This window comes from Aporhodopirellula sallentina SM41, assembly GCF_000346505.1.
In the GTDB taxonomy this organism is placed as follows: domain Bacteria; phylum Planctomycetota; class Planctomycetia; order Pirellulales; family Pirellulaceae; genus Rhodopirellula; species Rhodopirellula sallentina.
In genome coordinates, this window is sequence record NZ_ANOH01000274.1 from 63,557 (window position 1) to 83,087 (window position 19,531).

General features: G+C 56.7%; 18 protein-coding genes. 8 read left to right on the top strand and 10 right to left on the bottom strand.

Annotation, left to right across the window (positions count from 1 at the left end; genetic code table 11):
* Nucleotides 1-15 precede the first annotated feature (15 nt).
* Together RSSM_RS18420 and RSSM_RS18425 are read right to left on the bottom strand one after the other, a co-directional pair.
* Nucleotides 16-2,106, bottom strand: coding sequence for a serine/threonine-protein kinase (locus tag RSSM_RS18420; protein WP_144059932.1), 2,091 nt, complete (start codon nucleotides 2,104-2,106; stop codon nucleotides 16-18).
* Between the two features lie 127 nt (nucleotides 2,107-2,233).
* Nucleotides 2,234-3,058, bottom strand: coding sequence for a hypothetical protein (locus RSSM_RS18425; protein WP_044302972.1), 825 nt, complete (start codon nucleotides 3,056-3,058; stop codon nucleotides 2,234-2,236).
* 373 nt (nucleotides 3,059-3,431) lie between these two features.
* On the opposite strand from RSSM_RS18425, the gene RSSM_RS33255 reads away from it, so the two are divergent.
* Nucleotides 3,432-3,647, top strand: a complete 216-nt coding sequence (locus RSSM_RS33255; RefSeq protein WP_144059933.1) for a hypothetical protein — start codon at nucleotides 3,432-3,434, stop codon at nucleotides 3,645-3,647.
* 360 nt (nucleotides 3,648-4,007) lie between these two features.
* Complete coding sequence (locus tag RSSM_RS18435; protein ID WP_008682052.1) at nucleotides 4,008-4,517, top strand: FxsA family protein; 510 nt, start codon at nucleotides 4,008-4,010, stop codon at nucleotides 4,515-4,517.
* A gap of 72 nt (nucleotides 4,518-4,589) precedes the next feature.
* Here RSSM_RS18435 and glmM read toward each other — a convergent pair whose 3' ends face one another.
* Nucleotides 4,590-5,936, bottom strand: a complete 1,347-nt coding sequence (gene glmM / locus RSSM_RS18440) for a phosphoglucosamine mutase (protein ID WP_008682056.1) — start codon at nucleotides 5,934-5,936, stop codon at nucleotides 4,590-4,592.
* A gap of 224 nt (nucleotides 5,937-6,160) precedes the next feature.
* Between glmM and RSSM_RS18445 the strand changes: the two genes are divergently transcribed.
* From RSSM_RS18445 to RSSM_RS18455, 3 genes are read left to right on the top strand one after another with little or no spacing between them, the layout of a single operon-like run.
* A complete protein-coding gene (locus RSSM_RS18445) occupies nucleotides 6,161-7,882 on the top strand; it encodes a formylmethanofuran dehydrogenase subunit A (RefSeq protein WP_008682058.1) in 1,722 nt (573 codons plus the stop codon).
* Between the two features lie 8 nt (nucleotides 7,883-7,890).
* Complete coding sequence (gene fhcD / locus RSSM_RS18450; protein ID WP_008682060.1) at nucleotides 7,891-8,892, top strand: formylmethanofuran--tetrahydromethanopterin N-formyltransferase; 1,002 nt, start codon at nucleotides 7,891-7,893, stop codon at nucleotides 8,890-8,892.
* Nucleotides 8,889-9,662: a formylmethanofuran dehydrogenase subunit C gene (locus RSSM_RS18455; protein ID WP_008682063.1), complete on the top strand. Its 774-nt coding sequence runs from the start codon at nucleotides 8,889-8,891 to the stop codon at nucleotides 9,660-9,662. Before fhcD ends, RSSM_RS18455 begins: the two co-directional genes overlap by 4 nt.
* 33 nt (nucleotides 9,663-9,695) lie before the next feature.
* Here RSSM_RS18455 and RSSM_RS18460 read toward each other — a convergent pair whose 3' ends face one another.
* The 5 genes from RSSM_RS18460 to RSSM_RS35195 form a co-directional block, all read right to left on the bottom strand.
* Nucleotides 9,696-10,742, bottom strand: coding sequence for a hypothetical protein (locus RSSM_RS18460; RefSeq protein ID WP_008682064.1), 1,047 nt, complete (start codon nucleotides 10,740-10,742; stop codon nucleotides 9,696-9,698).
* A 57-nt stretch (nucleotides 10,743-10,799) separates the two neighbouring features.
* A complete protein-coding gene (locus RSSM_RS18465; RefSeq protein WP_008682066.1) occupies nucleotides 10,800-11,597 on the bottom strand; it encodes an inositol monophosphatase family protein in 798 nt (265 codons plus the stop codon).
* A 5-nt stretch (nucleotides 11,598-11,602) separates the two neighbouring features.
* Nucleotides 11,603-12,724, bottom strand: coding sequence for a serine/threonine-protein kinase (locus RSSM_RS18470; protein ID WP_008682069.1), 1,122 nt, complete (start codon nucleotides 12,722-12,724; stop codon nucleotides 11,603-11,605).
* Nucleotides 12,725-12,923: 199 nt separating this feature from the next.
* Nucleotides 12,924-13,922, bottom strand: coding sequence for an RluA family pseudouridine synthase (locus RSSM_RS18475; protein WP_044302974.1), 999 nt, complete (start codon nucleotides 13,920-13,922; stop codon nucleotides 12,924-12,926).
* 77 nt (nucleotides 13,923-13,999) lie between these two features.
* Nucleotides 14,000-14,962, bottom strand: coding sequence for a tetratricopeptide repeat protein (locus tag RSSM_RS35195; protein WP_008682074.1), 963 nt, complete (start codon nucleotides 14,960-14,962; stop codon nucleotides 14,000-14,002).
* 304 nt (nucleotides 14,963-15,266) lie between these two features.
* Here RSSM_RS35195 and RSSM_RS34165 point away from each other — a divergent pair, with 304 nt between their 5' ends.
* From RSSM_RS34165 to RSSM_RS18495, 3 genes are all read left to right on the top strand, one after another.
* Nucleotides 15,267-15,416: a hypothetical protein gene (locus RSSM_RS34165; protein WP_008682077.1), complete on the top strand. Its 150-nt coding sequence runs from the start codon at nucleotides 15,267-15,269 to the stop codon at nucleotides 15,414-15,416.
* Nucleotides 15,417-15,427: 11 nt separating this feature from the next.
* The gene (locus RSSM_RS18485) at nucleotides 15,428-15,910 is read left to right on the top strand and encodes a response regulator (protein ID WP_008682079.1); all 483 of its coding nucleotides are present in this window, start codon (nucleotides 15,428-15,430) and stop codon (nucleotides 15,908-15,910) included.
* 322 nt (nucleotides 15,911-16,232) lie between these two features.
* Nucleotides 16,233-17,009, top strand: a complete 777-nt coding sequence (locus RSSM_RS18495; RefSeq protein ID WP_008682083.1) for an NRDE family protein — start codon at nucleotides 16,233-16,235, stop codon at nucleotides 17,007-17,009.
* Between the two features lie 147 nt (nucleotides 17,010-17,156).
* Here the strand turns inward: RSSM_RS18495 and RSSM_RS18500 are convergent, their stop codons facing one another.
* Both RSSM_RS18500 and hemG read right to left on the bottom strand, forming a co-directional pair.
* Entirely contained in the window at nucleotides 17,157-18,587 is a 1,431-nt protein-coding gene (locus RSSM_RS18500; protein WP_008682085.1) for an oxidoreductase, read from the bottom strand.
* 102 nt (nucleotides 18,588-18,689) lie between these two features.
* The coding region (gene hemG / locus RSSM_RS18505) for a protoporphyrinogen oxidase (protein WP_044302975.1) at nucleotides 18,690-19,531 on the bottom strand (842 nt) is incomplete at its 5' end.

Genomic DNA, 19,531 nt, shown 5'->3' on the forward strand with positions numbered 1-19,531 from the left:
CTGTCCAACGCCGATCTACACCGCTGACGTCGCGAGGGAGTTCACCGAGTCCGTCTTCACCCATGGCGCGGACATCTGCGTCATGACAATGATGCCTCCGGCAATCAGCATGCCCGCGGGCTGCGGGATAGGCAGCATTTGATGAACGATCCATTCTCCAACGACCGCGACCATCACTCCCCAAAGGCTCAATCGTGCCCGACGGAGCGGGTCGACTGGTTTCCACATGCGAAGCAGAGCAAACAACACTCCGAAGTGTGCCATCATCGCCGCCGCCTTCGGGATCGCGGAACCTTCGTAGAAGGTCGTCGGTAACCTCGTGGCGTCAATATCGCGCCCCAAACCGTGATCTAGTGGCACCATCAAGGCATCGGCCAACAGGTACGCGAAAACACCGATCCCTGCACCCAAAAACGACGCAGACAGCCGTCGAGTGAATCCATCCCCGTCGCTCGATTCCCAAGCTTTCCCGAGACCGAGCAGTCCTAGCGAGCCCACCCAAACGACACACGCCATCCAAACATACGGAGCGAGCGTCAGCGGGCTGATCTCTGTGTTTCGAAGCCCAATCACCGACGATATCAACAACAGCGTTCCGGCGACGAGCAATGAAATCATCCCCGACGTCGTCCATTCAGCAGCCATCGAAGTCCGCGTTCGCTGGGCAAGCGATTGACGTAACATCTGCCGAACTTGAGCCTTAGATAACCGAGCCGGCACCGGTTGGTGCCGCGCTGCCGCAGCATCGTTTCCAGGATGCGGGCCGTGAGGATAGGCACCAGGTGCCATGGCCTGATAAGGCTGACCGGCGCGGTGCTGATGACGCGTGTGGGCGTACGTGTCGGGTTCGGCGATTTGCAAAACAATATGCCGAATCACGTAATAAGGAATGTAGAAAAAACCGATCAACGACAGCATGGGCAACAACCACCGTGTGTTGACCATCAAAATCAAAACCGCCGCGATGACGATCACGAACCGTGACCCGGGCGAACGTTCGAGGTTATGCCACCACTGTCTCAGATCAATGAAACTCGTACGCACTGCGCGAGCGATCGGCTCTTCCGCGGTCGGATGGCTCAAGACAACTTGCGGCGTCGGTTGAGGCTGAATCACCGGATCCGCGGCCAGTGTGGGCGTGTCGGCAGCGGACCGACGCTTTTTGAATTTTTGCTCCCGACCGTTCCACTCGGCTGCATTTGACTCGCCTGTGTTTGACTCGAGTGTGTTTGAAACAGGAGTGCCCCACGCGATCGTTTGAGTCGCTTCGTTTGCCCACGGGGTTATCGCCATCATCGCCCCCACATCATTCGGGCGGTCTTCGGGATTTTTTTGCAAACAGGCGGCGATCACCGGACGCAGGTCATTCGGAATGAGCGACAGATCGGGTGTGTCTGTGAGGTGCTTGACGACGATTTCCTGTGGCGTCTCTCCATCAAACGGCAGTGTACCGGTGAGCAGCTCATAGAGAATGATCCCCATGGCATAGATGTCGATTTCGCGTCCGTATTGCCCACGACCGATTTCGGGTGCCATGTAGTGCAGCGTGCCGACACTCTCGGTGTGGCCGCTACGGTGCGACGAAGAGATGAACTTGCTCAGACCGTAATCACCAACCTTGATGATTCCATTGTCATTGAACAGGTTCCCCGGTTTGAGATCGCGGTGCACCAACCCGGCGGAGTGCAGGTGCCCGGTTCCCGCCGCCATGCCACAGAACCAACGTCGAACCTCGTCCATCGTCAACCCGCTCGGCAATGCCTTGTCGCCACCTACGGTAGCGCGGCAAATTCGTCCTGACGGGTCGGCTTCATCGAGAACTTCACGAAGATTCTTGCCGGCGACATATTCCATCACCACCCAAGCCTGGTCATCGCTATCGCGGCAAATGTCGTGCAGCGAAACCAGGTTCGGATGTTTCAGATTTAAACAGTGCGAGACCCCCCGAAGCTCCACCGCGAGGTTGCGTTGAATCCGTTTCAACGCCACCTCTTTTCCCGCCTGACTGAGCGCAAAGTAGACTTCACCGAAACCGCCGATGCCGATACCACGACGAATCGTGTAACGGTCCAAGACGGTTTCGTTAGGGGAATGCGTGAAGTTCATGATTCTGCTGCTGAAGTCAAACTCACCGGAGAAGGAAGCCGCTACTGATTGAAACGGCCGCTGCCGTTTCGGGTCTCGGTAACACCGATTCGCCCGCGGGCGGTCGGATACCGGACCCAAAAACCGATCACAGCGAAGAGTCTTCGCTCAGATCGATCGAAACCAACGCGTTCGAGCCAGCTCCGTTGAGCCCATCCATGTATGCGGAAATATCTTCGAGAAGGTTCTCGTCCGATGGTTCTTCGAGATCGATCTCGCCAAAGTACTCAACGTCAACATTCATTGTTTCCTCTTCGACATCAATCCGCATTGCGATTTCATCGAGCAGTTCTCGCGAACGCGACAAAGCACTGTCGTCCAGGTTCAACTGGCTGCTGGTCTGAGCAACTCGCAATGCGCCGAGGCGTGCCTGCAGGTTCTCGACTTCGACCTCGAGTTGACGTCGGGCGTCGAGCATCGCGTCCATCCGCTCGCTAGCCGCACGCAACGAAGCCTGACGTGCCGACAACATCTTCTGCAACTTGTCCGAGGTTTGTTGTCGCGTCTTGAATCGTTTGAAACGGTTACTCAAATCCGACTTCACTTGAACCGAAGTGTAGGTCTTTCCACCATAGCTATAGGTCCGACTGTCGTCACGAAGATCGTCGCTCAGACGTTCGATTTCGCTTTGAGCTTTTGCCAAACGAGTGTCCGTTTCGGCGAGTTGTTTCTCCAGACGCACGACCTCGATTTTTTCTTTAGCGATTCGTCGAGCGTTGTTTTGAATCTCAGGCTGCAGGTCAGCAATCATTTGCCGCGCCCGTTTGAGTTCCCATTCCAAAGGCACCGCGTCGCTCGCTGAGTCGGTCATGTAGTTCCAACCACACCGAACATACGATCCGATGGGCGTGGCGAGTGTAATACCTGACAACAAAGCGAAGGTTGTTCCGGCTAAGAAAAGTTTGCGTAACATGTTGGTTTCCCCAATTTTGAAGTGTCGTGAGTCTCTCACCCGCTGCCTGTATGGACAGCGTTATTGCCCACAAAATGGCAGTGGCAGGTGGTTCATCTATCTGTTCTTCGTTCTAGGCGGAGGTTTCTTGGCAACCTGGCGCGAAAAATCTAAGGATTCCTTCCGAGGACCATTTGACGCGGCTTTTTGCGGGGATTGTTCAGCGAAAACGGCTTGTCATCCGTCGTGATTTCTGCGAAATCGGACATGTACTGATTAGAAACCACACTGTTCGAACGATCAGACTGGCCTCGTGGCACCGAATTTGCCGAACTTTCTTGCAGGTCGCTGCATCTTACTAGTGTCCACCACGCTTTTATCTTGGGAGTTCATCATGGCTATCTCCTCTAACTCGACACCACCCTCTGGGGGGAACGACTGCTATCGGGAAGCGGTCGTTTCCGTTGACTGGCAATCGCTGTTGATTCGATTCGACGACGATGTCTCCGCCGCCGATTTCGGTGGATGGATTGAAAAAGACCTCCTCGCGATGGAAGACCGCTTGAGTCGATTCGCGACAAAATCGTCGACGCAACGTCGCAGCCGCTAAGTTCTCTTCTAAAACGGTGCGGTCGACTTCTCGATGAATCCCGCTACCGCACCTTCGCCGGCTCAGTAGCGGGATTTTCCCGAATACATGGCGGTTCTCTTTTGTTCCGAATTCCCTTTCGTCATCGCGGTGATGCGACGAAGGTTTGAATCTCTACCGGAACCAACAACGCTCTCGAAAGCATCCGCGGATTGCTTCCACTGTCGTTTGCTCTGTCAGATTGAAGATGCCTCTCCGCCGCGCGGATTTCAGTTCGCCAACGAGCTTCGGAACGGCATTCGCATCCCTTGAAATAAACGCCACGTTTCAGTTCTTTCGTTGCCAACGTGGCAGTCGATTGCATATGACAGTGAAACCAAAATGTTGATTCGTTTATTTGCTGCGTTCATCCTTATCCCCTTCGTTGAGCTGGTCTTGCTCTTACGCATGGCCGACGCGACGAGTTGGTTAACCACGCTGACCATCGTTGTCGTCACCGGAATTATCGGTTCCGTGTTGGCCCGCCGCGAAGGCTTGGCCGCGATCGCTAGGTTCCGTGGTGCACTCGCTCAAGGCCGAATGCCGGGCCGTGAGATTCAGGACGGCATGATGATCGCATTTGCGGCTGCGCTGCTGCTGACGCCTGGCCTGATTACCGACGCTCTCGGCTTCACACTCTTAACACCGCTGGGTCGCCAGATCGTTGGCGGCTACCTGCGTCGCCGATACGCCGGAAAGTTCCAAGTGCACACGTCCGGTTTTGGTGCCAAGAACGGGTACGAATCGGAACGAAGCTTCGACGCCTCAGCCGCGCCCGATCACCCACCTCGGGGCGATCGCTACACCGTCGACTCGCCAAACTACGGCCCAAAACAGAGCCAACCGAACTAAGTAAGAAACACGCGAGTCGTCACATCGAATTCAGTCGATCATGACCTCGCGTTCGGCAAATTCAAATTCGACTCAGGCGTTGAGCAATCCTGCCGCCGCATCGCAAAGGCTCTTTGCCTTCGCTTGCGTTTCGGCTTCTGCGATCATTCGTACGATCGGCTCGGTGTTGCTTCCTCGGACCAACAGCCAACTGTCGCCCCACTGCAGCCGTAGACCGTCGCCTGTTTGCGCGTCCGCGTCATGAAAATGTTCTTGCAACCTTTTGAAAATGGCGGGCAGTTCCTCGACGTCGATCTCTGCCTTGTCTTTGTGAATCGCCATCTTCGGCAATTCATCGGCGAGCTGGCTGAGTGGCTTTCCGGTTCGAGCCATGAGGTCGAGAACCTGAGCCATTCCGACAAAGCTGTCACGAACATACCCAACATCCGGATCAATCGGGCCGCCATTTCCTTCGCCACCGTAGGCGGCCTCGTTGGCGATCATCATGTCGGCAACGTTTGCTTCGCCGACCGCACTGCGAAGAGTTTCGACGCCGTGTTGTTTCGCAACCATGGCGCTCATCGAACTCGTCGCTCCGTTAATGACAATCGGACCACCGGTGCGGCCGACCATCATGGCTCGTGTAACACAGAGAGCTAGCGTGGCCTCTTCACCGATGTAACGTCCCATTTCGTCAATCAAAGCCAACCTGTCCGCGTCCGGGTCTTGGCAGAATCCGACCGCGCAGGAACCGTCGGCGACGCGCGAGGCGATACCGGTCAGGTTCTCGGCAGTCGGTTCAGGGACGTGTGCAAACAATCCAGTCGGCTCAGCACCGACCGCCTCGACATCGCAGCCGAGTACCTCGAGCAAACGTTTGCCGAGCAAACCGCCGGCACCATGATTGCTGTCGATCAAAACCGAAAACGCTTTCCCGCGAACAAGGTCGACATCAATCGTCGCGAGCACTTTGTCGAGGTGAGCGGCATGCGGATCCGAGTCAGCCGTCGTTTCTCCGATCTTGTCATAAGCACACCATGCGGCCTGCCCCTCAAAGTATCCGTCGCGGATCTTGGCACCCGACTCGGCATCGAGCACGCGTCCGCTCGAACCAAAGAGTTTGATGCCGTTGTATGGAGGCGGGTTGTGACTCGCGGAGATCTGCACCGCACCGGCCGCCGATCGCTCCCGAACCAAAACACCGATCGTCGGTGTAGCCGCAACACCTGCGTCGATCACGTCCCGTCCGCAGGCATTCAATGCCGACATGATGGCTCCGGCAAGCATCGGCCCCGTCGTTCGTCCATCGCGTCCCACCACAATTGGCCCGGGAGGGAGCGCGGCGGAGTAGCTGGCGACGAATCGGCATGCGACTTCCGGCGTCAACGTTTCGCCGACAATCCCACGCAAACCACTGACACTGATGATTAATTTGCTCATAAAAGCTGCGATGAAAAGATGAGTTGAAAAAATGCGTTCTTGCCGCAATGAATCAGGCCCATACCCTAATCAGTGAAACTCACCCCGAAAATGACTCACCCGGGGGTTCGGACGCAGATCGCGGCAACTCCAACCGGTGGTCTACTGAACCGGCGAAGATTGTGTGATAATTGCATTTCTTCGGCCTCCTGCTCTCGCCTCCGCTCACACAAACTCCTCGTCTCATGCTGACTCGTATTCGCGGCAGTCGTTTGATCGATCCCGAGTTGCCACGGGATGCGAATCAACCGGGCGGCGTTTCCGATCTTTGGTTTCGGGACGACACTATCGTCGAACCGCCGAAGGAAACGACAACGCCGGACGTAGATATCGATGCGACCGGTTGCGTTACGATGGCCGGCGGCATTGATCTACACACTCACATCGGCGGCGGGAAAGTCTCGCTCGCCCGCATGCTTCTTCAGGATCAAATGCCGCCATGGCGTGAAGCGATTCCCCGAGGGGAGACATCGCCGGCGTCTTCCGAGTTTCTCCCGGCCGCCTCCGTGACCGCGTCTCGCTATCTCGACATGGGTTACACCACGTGTCTCGAGCCGGCGGTAATCCCATGCAACGCTCGATCGGCACACGCAGAGATGGCCGACGTGCGGGGCCTCGATACCGGTGGCTATTGTTTGCTGGGAAACGACGACGTTCTCTTGCAGCTCATCGCCGAGAAAGCCGAACAGCCGATCATCAATGCGTACGTCGCCTGGATGGTAACGGCCACTCGCTGCCTCGCGGTAAAAGTCGTCAATCCGGGAGGCATCAACGCGTTCAAGTTCAATCAACGTTCCTTCGATGTCGACACGCCGCATCCTAAAACAGGCGTAACACCGGGACAAATCATCCGCGTTCTTTCTCGTGCGGTTCACGAAATCGGACTCGTCCACCCGCTGCACGTTCACTGCAGCAATCTCGGGGTGCCCGGAAACATCGCCTCGACGCTCGCCACAATTGAAGCCGCCGACGGGTATCCGATCCATCTAACGCACGCTCAATTTCATTGCTACGGAACCGAGGGTCCGTTCAAGTTCTCCTCTGCGTCATCCCAACTCGTCGAAGCGATGCAAAAGCATCCAAACGTCACCATCGACGTCGGCCAAATTCAGTTTGGTCAAACGGTGACGATCAGCGCCGACGCGATGCACCAATACGACAACATCAAACACGCTTCGCCACGCAAGTCAGTGTTGGTGGACATTGAATGCGAAGCGGGCTGTGGAGTCGTTCCGTTTCGCTATCGTCGTCGCCAATTTGTTCATTCACTGCAGTGGGCGATCGGCCTCGAGTTGTTCCTGACGGTGAATGATCCGGCGCGGGTGTTTCTCACGACCGATCATCCCAACGGCGGTCCGTTTACCGCCTACCCGCATCTGCTCGCACTGCTTTCAGATCGCACGCTCCGGGACACGGCACTTTCCGAAATTGACGCAGATGCAGCTGCATCGAGTTCTCTGAAAGGCATCGACAGGCAGTACACGCTCAACGACATCGCGACGATGACTCGCGCGGCCCCGGCAAAGATCCTCGGCCTGCATGACCGTGGCTCATTAGCCCCCGGTCGTATTGCAGACGTGGTGGTCTATCGAACCCAGGATCAGATCGAACAAATGTGTCGCACCCCGGAGATGGTTTTCAAATCGGGTAAACTGATTCGCGAAAAAGGTGACAGTTACAACAGCAACGACAACACGTCGTCAGACCGCACCTTGACCGCTGACTTGCATCAACACGGTTTCGACTTCGACCGCAAAGAGGTCGCTCAATTTCGATCTCGATACAGCGAAAACGGAACGATCGCGATGGACCGGCTGTGGATCACTGAGGAAGAAATGGAAACCGTGCTCGGCAGCCGACTGCATCCCACTGGCATGCGGACACCATCAGGCGAGGGCTCACCATGACCCAAAATATGCCAGGCAAAGGATCTTCCGGCGAACGTGTTCACTGGTCCGAGCAATCAACGCTACGCGTTGCCGGTGTGCCGATCCAGGCGACCTTTGCCGAGGCGTTTGATATGAAGATGACCCGCATCATCGTCACGGCCGCCGACCGCGAGTGGTGCGACCATGCCGCCGCTGCGATGACGGGGTTCGGCACGAGTGTTATTGCCTGCGGCATCGAAACCGCCGTCGAACAAGAACTCAGTCCGGAGGAAACGCCCGACGGACGACCGGGCGTCGCCATCCTCGCGTTCGCTGTCTCAGGAAAGGAACTCGAGAAACAAATTCCGCGGCGTGCCGGGCAGTGCATTTTGACGTGCCCAACCACGGCGCTCTATGCGGGATTACCCGGCGATCGGAAAGTTTACCCCAACCGAGTCCCTCTCGGAAAAGCACTTCGTTACTTCGGAGACGGATACCAAATCAGCAAACAAATCCCGCATACCCGGCCCGACGGGACGCAAGAAACGATCCGTTACTGGCGTGTTCCTGTCATGGATGGTGAGTTTGTTTGCCAACATGACGTGGGTCGGACCGAGGCGATTGGTGGGGGCAACTTCATCCTTCTCGGTCGATCGATGCAATCGGTCACACTCGCTTGCCGTGCCGCGATTGATGCGATCAAGAAATTACCCGGCGTCATCACGCCCTTCCCCGGAGGCGTGACGCGAAGCGGATCCAAAGTCGGCTCGAAATACGCCGCCTTGTTCGCATCCACCAACGAAGCATTCTGCCCTAATCTCCGAACGCTCACCGAAACTCAGTTGTCGACGGACACCAAGGCGGTATTGGAAGTGGTTCTCGATGGCGTTGACTTCTCCTCCATCTCCAACGCAATTCATGGCGGCATTACTGCGGCGTGTGAAAGCGTTGGCACAGACGGCTTGGTCGGCATCACTGCAGGCAACTACGGAGGCAAACTCGGACGCCATCACTTTCATCTCGAACAAATCATGGCGGAGCGTTCATGATGAAAACGATCACTCTCACTCGAAACCAAACATGCGAAGAGCCCATCGACGTATCCAGTCTGCGGCTTGATCAATTGCTGCCTCTCTCCGAGACCGAGATCGCAAAGGTCCGCCTACCTTCATGCCGCAACGTTGAACTCGGGGAGTTGTTTCAGGTCGAAAGCCGATCGAGTGAAAGTGCCGTCCCGAGATTGAACCTACGAGGAGACTGCCGTGGGGTTCATCATCTCGGCCATCAACACCGCGAAGGTGCGATTCACGTTGCCGGAGACATTGGCAACTACTGTGGCGACTGCATGACCGGAGGAACGATTACCGTCGATGGAAACGCGGGAGATCATCTCGGTGGCCCAACGGGAACGCGTAGCATTGGCATGAACGGCGGCTTACTCACGGTCCAGGGCAGTGTGGGCGATTTTGCTGGCCATCGTATGCGACGAGGCGAGATCCGAATTGCGGGAAACGCGGGTGACTCACTCGCCGCATGGCAGGTCGCCGGAACGGTTATCGTTGGTGGCACGGTCGGTCGACACCTCGCCTACGCAATGCGACGTGGCACCGTAGTGCTGGGCACTCCGGTGCAACTCACGGCAAACCGCTTCACCGCTGCGGTTGAGATGAAAACTCCTTTTCAACACCTCTTTTTCCACCGCAGCGACTTGGCGAACAGCTTACCAGACAGCAACCTCGCCGACTCCACAAACACGTGGCTCGTCAGCCGAGGCGATCGAGCCGTCAACGGTATCGGCGAGATTTGGCAACGCGGATAGTAAGCCGCGAGCGATTGTCACAATCGATGTGTGCTACAGACCTGTCGCCGTTAGAACACGGCGGGCGAGGTCGGAATCGTCGCCCGATTCATCCGCCCAATCGGTCTGTTGAATCAACTCTCGTGCCTCGTCGCTGAGCGGCAATCGCCACTGGTCGACGAATAGCGGTGACAGATCTTGCTTTGCGGCTCGGCAGGCCGTCAACAACCATATCACCGATTGGCGTTTGGCGTTGTCAGGTTTCTGACCGGGTTCGTTTTCGCCGTACGCAGGCATCTCGTGTAGCGTGTGATAAAACCGCTGTACGAACTCGTCGCCACCATAGTCTCGGCGGAGTCGCAACATCGTCGATGCGTACATCACCGGTTGATCACATGGGCCGCGATAGGATCGAATCCGCTGTTGCTTTTCACTCAACGAACCCGAATGCGTCATCGCTGTAATGAAATCGAGATCGGATTTGGCATAGGCATCGATCGCGTTCTCGATCGCCTGACGTGTCCGCACATCGTTGTCGATCAACTTCAACTCATCCATGCAGCAGTAACGCATGAAAACCGCGTAGCCGGTTACAAAACAATCGTGCTTCCTGCCGAAGACGTAGTAATTCCGTCCCATTTCGTAGAAGTAATAGTGCGGCATCGCCTGAGCGTTTTGCCGAACCTCTTTCCAATCCGAAGGAAACTTGCCGACCTCAATGCCCGTGGCGCCAACCATGCCGCAACCCAATCCACAGGTTAAAGAAGCGTTCGGCACCGCCGCGATCGTCGGTTTGCCCTCATGCGTTTTATAAGGTCTCGGTGTGCGACCGGTGATCTTGTGGTAGTAAGCCCAACCTCGATCGAGATGCCCCAAGAACACTTTCATCGTATCGGCCGCGAGTTCCTTCTCGGTCGTCAGGAGAACAACCTCTGTCCCCTTCCAAGGATACAATTCGCCCGAAACCTCTTGCTGCGTCCAACGAGCGGGATAAAACGCCATCTGTTGATAGTTGATTGCCTCATCAGGAACGTCGAGGGCGTTCGCCGTTCCGGTGGCGAACGTGCAGATCAGACCGCAAAACAGTAGCATTTTTTTCATCAGGTAGGCTCATGTCGACAAAAAGGCGGGAGGTGGGATGTCGACGCGAAACCCTTGCTACGCGGTTAATTGTTCAATCAACTCGGCGTGGAGTGCGGGCGTTGCGGCGACACAGAATTTGGGCAACCAGTCGTCAAATTCATCGCCATCATAGCCAGTCAAGACAGCCCCCGCCTCGCGGGCAATCACCGTTCCCGCAGCCGAATCCCATGCGGCCACATTAGTGGCCCAATATGCGTCCAAGCGACCGTCGGCCACGTAACACATGTTCAGAGCACACGACCCAAGACGCCTCAACGAACGGCATCGTTCCAACACTCGCACGAATCGACCGACTTCCGGCGAGTCAGATGTTACCCCCGCACGGAAGCTGCACGCGACAAGGCTCTCACTGAGATCTTCCGCCTCACTCGCTTTCATCGGCCGGTCGTTGCACTTTGCCCCCTGACCATCGATCGCCGTGAACCATTCATCACGCGTCGGATCGAAAATCACACCGAGACGCATTTTGCCTTTCGCATAGAGCGCGATCGAAACGGCAAAACTTTGCAACCGATGCACGTAGTTCACCGTGCCATCGAGAGGATCAACAACCCAGCACGGCGGAGCATCATCAGCGCCCTGACGAACCGACTCGAGCGGTTCGGTCTCGCCCTCTTCCTCACCAACGAACGCGTAGTCGGGATATTTCGACTCGAGAATCTCGCGGATCGCTGCCTGGGCGGCCAGGTCGGCATCGGTCACCAAGTCTTTCGGCCCCTTCTCGCTCACCACTCGGTTTTCGTAGCGGGCCATCAACTCGCGTGCCCCCGCACGGGCAGCTTCGACGGCGACGTGCAGGTGTTCGTTATCCATGGAATTCAGTCGTTCTCAAGATGTCGTAGCTCTTCGAGCCAATGACGAATGTCATTGTCGTACTCGGTCGACATGTTACTGAGAGTTAACTGACGATGGAACGCCGCCGCTCCGCCTTGTTCCACATGTTCGGCCTCTTCGGCACTGATAAATCGTCGCGTCGGGTCGGGAGCGATCAAACCGCGAAGAAAGTTCATCAATAATTGATTCCTCAGCACCTCTTCGGGCAAAATCCGTTCGAGGTTCTTGGGCAGCTCCCACTTCGCCTTCAGGAAGTCAGCCAAACTCGTCAAACCCGAGCATGGGTTCACACCGGCGAGCAATTCGATGAGCACATACCCGAGACTGGCGAGGTCGCTCCGCGGAGTCGCCGGTCGGTTCTCCAACACCTCCGGCGCCGCGTAGATCGGCGTGCACTCCCGATCGCTCGGCGGATTGCGATAGTCGATCGACGACCCCATGTCGATCAGCTTTGCATGACCACTGCGTTTGAGCATGATGTTTGCGGGCTTCACATCACCGTGAACAATGCCCTCGCGATGCAGCGCAGCCAACGCGGCGAGACACTCACGAACGATCGCCACTGCAACGCCCGCCTTGAAACGCGACTGCTCGACGCCCTCAGTCATGATCACGTCATTGATGTAACGCCATCGTTTCGGATGAACGTAATCACGCAGCAGTTCGAGGCACTGCGGCATCACTAACTGACGCAAATCGTAGCCGTCGATCCACTCCATCAACATCACACGGATGCGATCCCGCTCGAAGAAGTTCTGCACATCGAGCAAATTGTCATGCTGGATCATCGCGACGCGGGCAGCAATCGACGCCACCCGGTGCATCGCCTCGTCGTAGGCGCGAGCGTCCTTGAAACGTTCCGGCGAGAAGATCTTCATCGCGACCGGAACGGTGAAACTGTCCGTGCCCCGATACTCCGTCAAATACACCTCGCCCTGACCGCCACGGCCGAGCATTCGCAGCAGCCGATAGTGGCCGGTCCACGAAACCTTTCGGTCGCGAGTCAGTTCGTCATACCGACTGACGAGCTTCGGATCGCTCGTCTGAGACTGAGCACCGAGATAGGTGATCGTCGGAGTGGGTTCGTAACGCGTAGTCGCTGGCATGGCTAATGGGCCGATTGTGGCGGCTTCCCTGACACCGTGATTGGTACGCAGCCCACTGACCTGCACAGGAGCATGTGGGGCTGCGGATCCTGGGGACAAATGCAACAACTAGACGCGTCGTCGTGGAATGAAACCCGCAAACATGTCCCGCAGGATTTGTGCAGTATAGTCACACCTAGCGGTGAAGACGAACCAACGTTCACGTGAGCAAATTGATCACTCTTCCCATATCCTCCGGTAAGGGTGCAGTAAACGTCATTTCCTTCTGAGTTTGCGGATTCACGAGCGTCAACTGATAGGCGTGCAGTGCCTGCCGATCCAAAATAACCTCGTCCGGATCACCTCCCTGTTGGCCGGTTCGATCCCCTTGCGACGCCAAACCGGTTCCACCCGCCGCCTTCGCCAACCCGGCACGCGTCAACACGGCATGCCCCGCATAGAGCCGGTCACACAGAATCGGGCAACCAATGTGTGCCATATGGACACGGATTTGGTGCGTCCGGCCGGTTTTTGGTGACACCTTCACCTGAGTCACGCGTCCGTGCCGACTGATCACCTCGTAGAACGTCGAGGCGGGTTTGCTCGACTCGTGGTTTTCACGAATCGCTTGCTTATCACGCTGATACGGGTGTCGGCCGATCGGCGCACGAACCCAGTCTCGGTCACGATCGAGCCGTCCGGCGGTCAACGCCAAGTAGGTTTTCTGCACTAAACGGTCGTGCCACTGAGCCGACAGGTGCAGATGCACGGCGTTGTTCTTCGCCACCACGATCACGCCGCTAGTGTCGCGGTCGAGGCGGTGGACGATCCCAGGTCGAGTCGGACCACCGACATCCGATAGAGACTGAAACCGAAAAGCCAACGCACTGGTCAACGTCCCGGTCCAGTTACCGCGAGCCGGATGAACGACCATGCCCGCCGGTTTATTGATGACGACCATGCCATCGTCTTCGTAGAGAATATCCAGCGGGATGTTCTCCGGGACGGTATCGTCACTCGCCGGAACAGGAAGCCGAAAGCGAACGTTCTGCCCGGATCGCACTTTGAAACTCGGCCGGACAATGCGTCCGTCGATCTCGGCGGCGTCATTCTGCACCGCGGCGCGGATTTGCGATCGGCTGTATCCGTCACAAACCTGCGTCAGAAAAAGATCGATCCGAAGACCGTCTGCGGTCTCCGGCACGGTGAAAGAACGTATCGCCTCACCGTTTTCTTCGATCGGATTGCTCGGCAACTGACCATGCCGCGGAGCATTTTCATTCTCAGACGATGCGTTCAAGAATTCGACGCTGCGGAGCCTTCGCCCGCATCGCTTTCCTCGGTAACGTCGGCCTCGGGCGTCTGAGCGGCTTCTTCGCTCGACTCCGTCACGGTTTCTTCGCTGGACTCCATCGCGGGCTCTTCGCTCGCCTCTGCCGTGGGTTCTTCTGATGAGGACTCTGTTTCGGTCTCATCTTCAACCGTCGCATCTTCTTCGGTTTCCTGAGCGGGCTCTTCTTCACTCATTTCTGATTCGGAAGTTTCGTCTTCCGATGCGTCGGTTTCGATCTCAGGGAAGTCGAGATCGGGCAAGTCGGGCAGCATTTGGTCCGACGGCAACGACGGTGGCAAACTCGGATCCGCTGGCGAGAAATCCTGTTCACCGAACCACGCCAAAAACTCTTTCGAGGCCGGTTTGGACAAAATTTCGATCCGGTTTTGAGCCTCTTCCACCATCGCGTCCGATTCGCTCGCGGCCATCACGGCTTCGTAGTTGGAGATCGCGTCGTCCGTGTTGCCCAGCGCTTCGGCAATTCGAGCCAACCCGAAATGGGCTCGCGACTGAATCACAGGCTCATTGCTGAGCGAAATTGCTTCGTTGTACGCCGAACTGGCTTCATCGAGCAGCTCTTCCGCTTCATCGCGACTCGTGAACAGGGCGTTCATCCCCGCACCCATCTTCTGGCTGCCCTGGTAAAGGCGTGACCACGCAGCCATGGGCGTGTTCGGGTAACTCGCCGCAACGGCAGCCAAGATCTCGCTGTCACCCCGGATGGAGCCTTCAATCAGTTGGTAGGTCGCATCGCTGCGTTTTTCGGTCTGAGTGCTCGAGTAGAACCCCCAACCGAGCAAACCGATGAACCCAGCGGCAACGGCAGCCGCGATCGGTTTGGAATACGGATCGATCCTCTTGTTGATCTTGTCGAGGGCGTGGGCTAGCTCGTTCTCCTGGAGTTCATGGCGTCGCTCGCTGTTCATGGGTGGTCGGTCCAAAGCCGTTAGAGAAAAATTCCGTTAAACCGGCGCGCAAATGACGCCATTTGAGGTGCGGGAGTATAGAAACGTCGCAAAGTAAGCGTCAAGGCAATCATCCGCATCCTACCGATCACGCCGGTCATGCCATCTCTCCGGCCACGAGGGGCCAACAAGAGCGAAATCGATGGCAGGCGTTTGGCGTTACGCTCAGTATGCGCGTTCATTTGTGATGTAGATTTCTGTGGGCGAACCTCGTTCGATCCATCCCTTCAAAAACAACTCATCGCAGTAGCTAGCGGGCATTTTTATGGCTTCTGTCTCATCCAGCCGAAACGGCAATCACAAAGATCGCTTCCCAGACGGAACGATGGTGACCGAAATTGTGGTCGCGGTCGTGATGGTGGGCGTGATCACCGCGATCGCCGCCCCGCGCCTTTTTGGTGCGATTCCTTTTTGAGCGAGAAATCAATGCTTCATCCGAACCCGCCTACGATCCTGATCGCCGAGGACGACCCTGTTTTCCGGCGTCTGATGCACTTCACGCTGGACCAGGAGGGATATCGTGTCCTCACCGCACCGGACGGTGAACAGGCGTGGCAACGGCTCCAGGAAGGCGATGTGGACCTGTTGGTGACCGACCACCAAATGCCGCAGTGCAGCGGTATCGAACTGCTGCATCGGATTCGAACCGCCGCTAGCGAAGGCAATTCGCTCGTTTCGACCGCCGTTCTTTGCACGGCCAAAGGATTCGAACTCGACTGCGGGCAACTCCAGGAGGAATTCGGGCTCCTGGCGGTGATGGGAAAACCGTTTAGCCCGAAACAACTCACGCGAATGATCAACGGTCATTTCGCCCCCTTGTTGGCGAACCATCCCGAGGCGCCCAAGCCGGTCGCGGCGAAACCCTGGGGGGGTGTGGGGGGGAGATCTCCACCATCTAGACTCTCCTAGCGGCTATCCGAACGATCCAATCGGTGCCCCCAAACGACAAACTTCGCCATTTCTGGCAATAAAACATCAACAAACCCCCCGCCAGGGGGTGTAGTCGTGATTCTCGCGTAGCTACATTGTGACTCACGTCAATCACACCAGGCTCTCCTTCGGGGGGCTCGACGTGAGCGGTGTTTTTTTCGGTGATTTTTGCCGTCTTATCGGCGACATCCTGATCATGAGTCCACCGGGCTCGTACACCGCCATTTCAGCCTTTTGGGTGAGAGTGATTGCGTGCGTGAGACTGGAAATCACTGATCTTTGAAAGTTGGATGTCTCCCTGATGTGCTTGCTAGCTGTTCAGTATCGTTTGGTCCCCGAAAGTCCCATTCTTGTCGCGGCCAACCGCGAGGAGTACGTCGATCGACCGAGTCAAACTCCGTCGATTCAATCGGGTAAACCTCGTGTTCTTTGTGGGATTGACCAAAAGGCCGGTGGCACTTGGTTAGGGGTAAATCAAAACGGTCTGTTCGTCGGTTTAACCAACCGAGCAACCGCAACGCCTCTCTTTGGACAACGTTCCCGCGGCCAACTCGCGATGGACCTCTTGCGATGCACCTCGTCGCGTCGAGCACTCGAAAAAGCTCAAACTGAGTTCGCGAAGAACCGCTACGAAGGCTGCAACATCATCATCGCGGACGCCAAAGCGGGTTTCGCGATTCACGCCGACGAACGCCAAGAAGTCGTCGAACTGCAAGAAGGACTCAACATCATCGGGGCCAGAAACCTCAACGACCCGGATGATCCTCGCGTGCAACTCGCACGACGCTTGCTAACCCTTCAAACGCTCGACTCGCCGGTGAAGTTCCTCGCGGTCGCCAGTAAAGTCTTCGCACGTGCCCCGGTAGGCCCCGGCCGACCGAGCATGGTCGTACGCAACGGCGACTATGCGACTGTGTGCAGCACGCTGATCGCACTCGGTGTGAAACCTCGCGACGCCATCTACCAGTTCAGCAACGGTGCTCCGGACCGCAACAAGTACGAGGACTATTCGCCAATGCTGCGTGACATCCTCAGCCGCGGACTCCGAGAAGCCCGCACGAAGGCAAAGGTCTCCTAAGCAGCGAGACCTTTCTCGCTCAGGCAACTCCGCAAAGAGAATGCCTGCCCCTTTTCGCAGGAACCGACCTGCCAAAAGGGGCCATCCATCACAGAAGTGGACATCCATCTCGACAGCGGGCATTGATAGCGTGCCGCCTGCAACCCGTCACTTCTGCAACTTGGCTTTGACCGCCTTCAGCAGCTCGCGCTCTTCGCGTGCTTTGTAGAACGGGTCCAACGGATAGCAACCGCTGACAATCCCTTCCCGCGGCGCTGTCGTGCAATCACTGAACGTGCGACAGACCTTCTTTCGCTGCCAATTGTTCCCTGCAATTACATCGGCAGGCAAATCAGGATACGAGAGCACCATTCGCCCCAAGCCGATGGAATCTGCCATCTCTCGCTCCACCACCGCCTGCGCGACGTTCGGGAGATAATCTTGCAGATACGTGTATCCCGATCCGATGAACAACATCTCGGGATGCTGTTTCTTCGACTCCGCCACCGCTAGGATTTGTCGCGCGACCCCGACCAATGGATCTTCCGGTGGTTGGTATCCGTCACTCGGTGGGAAGAACGCTGGCCTTTGGATATGGGGGTTGTAGTAGGGACTGCCGGCAGTCGTGCAAACCATGCGAATGCCAATCCGGTACATCAACTCGAGCAACCGCGATGGCTCGGACAAATCCATTCCATCGCCCGTCGAATTCCCCCCAAACGTTTTACGTGGTTCGTTGCCCGGTTCAGGAACACCAATACGATCCTCGCCGGGACAATACGGAACAAAGTCAAACACGCTCAGTCGAACACCGATGTTCAACCCGTTCGTTGCCCCACGAATTCCCTCGACGATATCGCTCAAAAAACGTGTCCGATTCTCAAAGCTACCGCCGTAGCGACCTGGACGATCCACGCCGGCCAACAGTTCATGACCGAGGTAGCCGTGACAGTGCTTCACATCGACAAAGGTAAATCCTGCACGTTCGGCTTCGACAGCAGCAACAATGAAGTCATCGGTCAGTTGCTTTAGTTCATCATCCGTAAAGATTGCCGTATCATCTTCGACACCCACGCGACGGTCGAGCACAACGTTACGCTGAACCGTTCTCGGTTCCGGGCGTTTCTTTTCGTTCGGACGGGAATATCGACCGGAGTGCGTTAACTGCAAACCGACCATCAAATCATTGCTGTTCCCAAAGTGCTCTTCGTGCGTCTGGACCAACTCTTGACGCAGCGATGCGATCTCCCCGCAGTTCGCCTTGGTCATCAACAACTGGTTCGGGTTGGCACGCCCATCGTGGCGTACCGCCACCGCCTCTCCACCCCAAATCAGCTTCGCACCACTGAGACCAAAATTTTGCCAACGGCGACGCGTTAAATCGGTCGGTTTCCCATCGGGTGTTCCGTCCCATCCCTCCATGGGCAGAATGCAAAAGCGATTCCCGATCGATTGGTCATGCACCTGCAATGAACGGCCGAGAGGTGACTGCGGCCCAGTTTGCACTTCTTCGTCAAACGGAAGATCAATGCTCGAATCGGCCAAGTGACGACAGAACGCCTCGCCATTTTTCAGGCTAGCAACACGTGGGTAACTCATCGGGGATTTCGATTAGAAAAAGAAAAACGTTAGTCCATACATTTCTTCCAGCATAACCTAACGCAATTCATTTCTTTAGTGGCGGTCGGGGCCGAGATTGAACTAGCAAACGCTCAACTCACCGACCTCCTCCGACCCGACGTCTGCATCAAGCGTTTCCAAGATTCGCCGGGCGGCCGCCTGGCCACTATCGATACACCCGGGAACTCCCACGCCGTTGAGAGCGTTTCCGGCAAGAGCGAGCGTCGGGTAGTCCTGCAATCGCGCCTCGACACGCTCAACACGGTCTCGGTGCCCGACGTGATACTGAGGCATCGCGTTGGTCTGACGCGTGATGTGTTGCACGAGGGGTTCGCCCGTTACATCGAGCAACTTAGCAATCTCCCAATGCGCTAGCTCCAAAAGTTCTTTGTCGGGCAATCGCAGCAATCCGCCCTGGCAAGCTCCTCCGATAAAGACACGCATCAAGATGGTGCCCTCCGGTGCACGTCCTTCATACTTTTCGCTCGAAAAGCTGCACGACAAAATGAGGTGATCTTCAATCTGCGGAACAACGAACCCAAACGAACCGAGTGGATGTTTGATCTGATCCCTACGGAACGCCAACGACACCACCGCGCAGCTCGCATACGGAATCTCACCGAGTCCGTCCGAGATCGCCGCATCCACAGGGGCGAGTATGTTGGACGCGTGTCCGGCGGGCGTGGCGACAATCACCGCGTCTGCGTTGATCGACTTCATCGCCTGATCTTTCATGCGAATCCTCCAACGATCGCCTCGCCGATGAATGGAAGACACCGCCGCGTTTAAATGAATCGCGTCCTCGGGGAGGCTATCTCGCAGCGCATTGATCAGTTTTGACATGCCGCCCCGCAGCGTCATGAATTGACTGTACCGAGCACCACCGGCTTTTTCCGCCGGTCTTCCGCTACGCTTGCGTCCGG

Bases quoted from the DNA above. Each gene is read 5' to 3' on its own strand.
- RSSM_RS18420 (WP_144059932.1), bottom strand. From the start codon at position 2,106: ATGAACTTCACGCATTCCCCTAACGAAACCGTCTTGGACCGTTACACG.
- RSSM_RS18425 (WP_044302972.1), bottom strand. From the start codon at position 3,058: ATGTTACGCAAACTTTTCTTAGCCGGAACAACCTTCGCTTTGTTGTCA.
- RSSM_RS33255 (WP_144059933.1), top strand. From the start codon at position 3,432: ATGGCTATCTCCTCTAACTCGACACCACCCTCTGGGGGGAACGACTGC.
- RSSM_RS18435 (WP_008682052.1), top strand. From the start codon at position 4,008: ATGTTGATTCGTTTATTTGCTGCGTTCATCCTTATCCCCTTCGTTGAG.
- glmM (WP_008682056.1), bottom strand. From the start codon at position 5,936: ATGAGCAAATTAATCATCAGTGTCAGTGGTTTGCGTGGGATTGTCGGC.
- RSSM_RS18445 (WP_008682058.1), top strand. From the start codon at position 6,161: ATGCTGACTCGTATTCGCGGCAGTCGTTTGATCGATCCCGAGTTGCCA.
- fhcD (WP_008682060.1), top strand. From the start codon at position 7,891: ATGCCAGGCAAAGGATCTTCCGGCGAACGTGTTCACTGGTCCGAGCAA.
- RSSM_RS18455 (WP_008682063.1), top strand. From the start codon at position 8,889: ATGATGAAAACGATCACTCTCACTCGAAACCAAACATGCGAAGAGCCC.
- RSSM_RS18460 (WP_008682064.1), bottom strand. From the start codon at position 10,742: ATGAAAAAAATGCTACTGTTTTGCGGTCTGATCTGCACGTTCGCCACC.
- RSSM_RS18465 (WP_008682066.1), bottom strand. From the start codon at position 11,597: ATGGATAACGAACACCTGCACGTCGCCGTCGAAGCTGCCCGTGCGGGG.
- RSSM_RS18470 (WP_008682069.1), bottom strand. From the start codon at position 12,724: ATGCCAGCGACTACGCGTTACGAACCCACTCCGACGATCACCTATCTC.
- RSSM_RS35195 (WP_008682074.1), bottom strand. From the start codon at position 14,962: ATGAACAGCGAGCGACGCCATGAACTCCAGGAGAACGAGCTAGCCCAC.
- RSSM_RS34165 (WP_008682077.1), top strand. From the start codon at position 15,267: ATGGCTTCTGTCTCATCCAGCCGAAACGGCAATCACAAAGATCGCTTC.
- RSSM_RS18485 (WP_008682079.1), top strand. From the start codon at position 15,428: ATGCTTCATCCGAACCCGCCTACGATCCTGATCGCCGAGGACGACCCT.
- RSSM_RS18495 (WP_008682083.1), top strand. From the start codon at position 16,233: ATGTGCTTGCTAGCTGTTCAGTATCGTTTGGTCCCCGAAAGTCCCATT.
- RSSM_RS18500 (WP_008682085.1), bottom strand. From the start codon at position 18,587: ATGAGTTACCCACGTGTTGCTAGCCTGAAAAATGGCGAGGCGTTCTGT.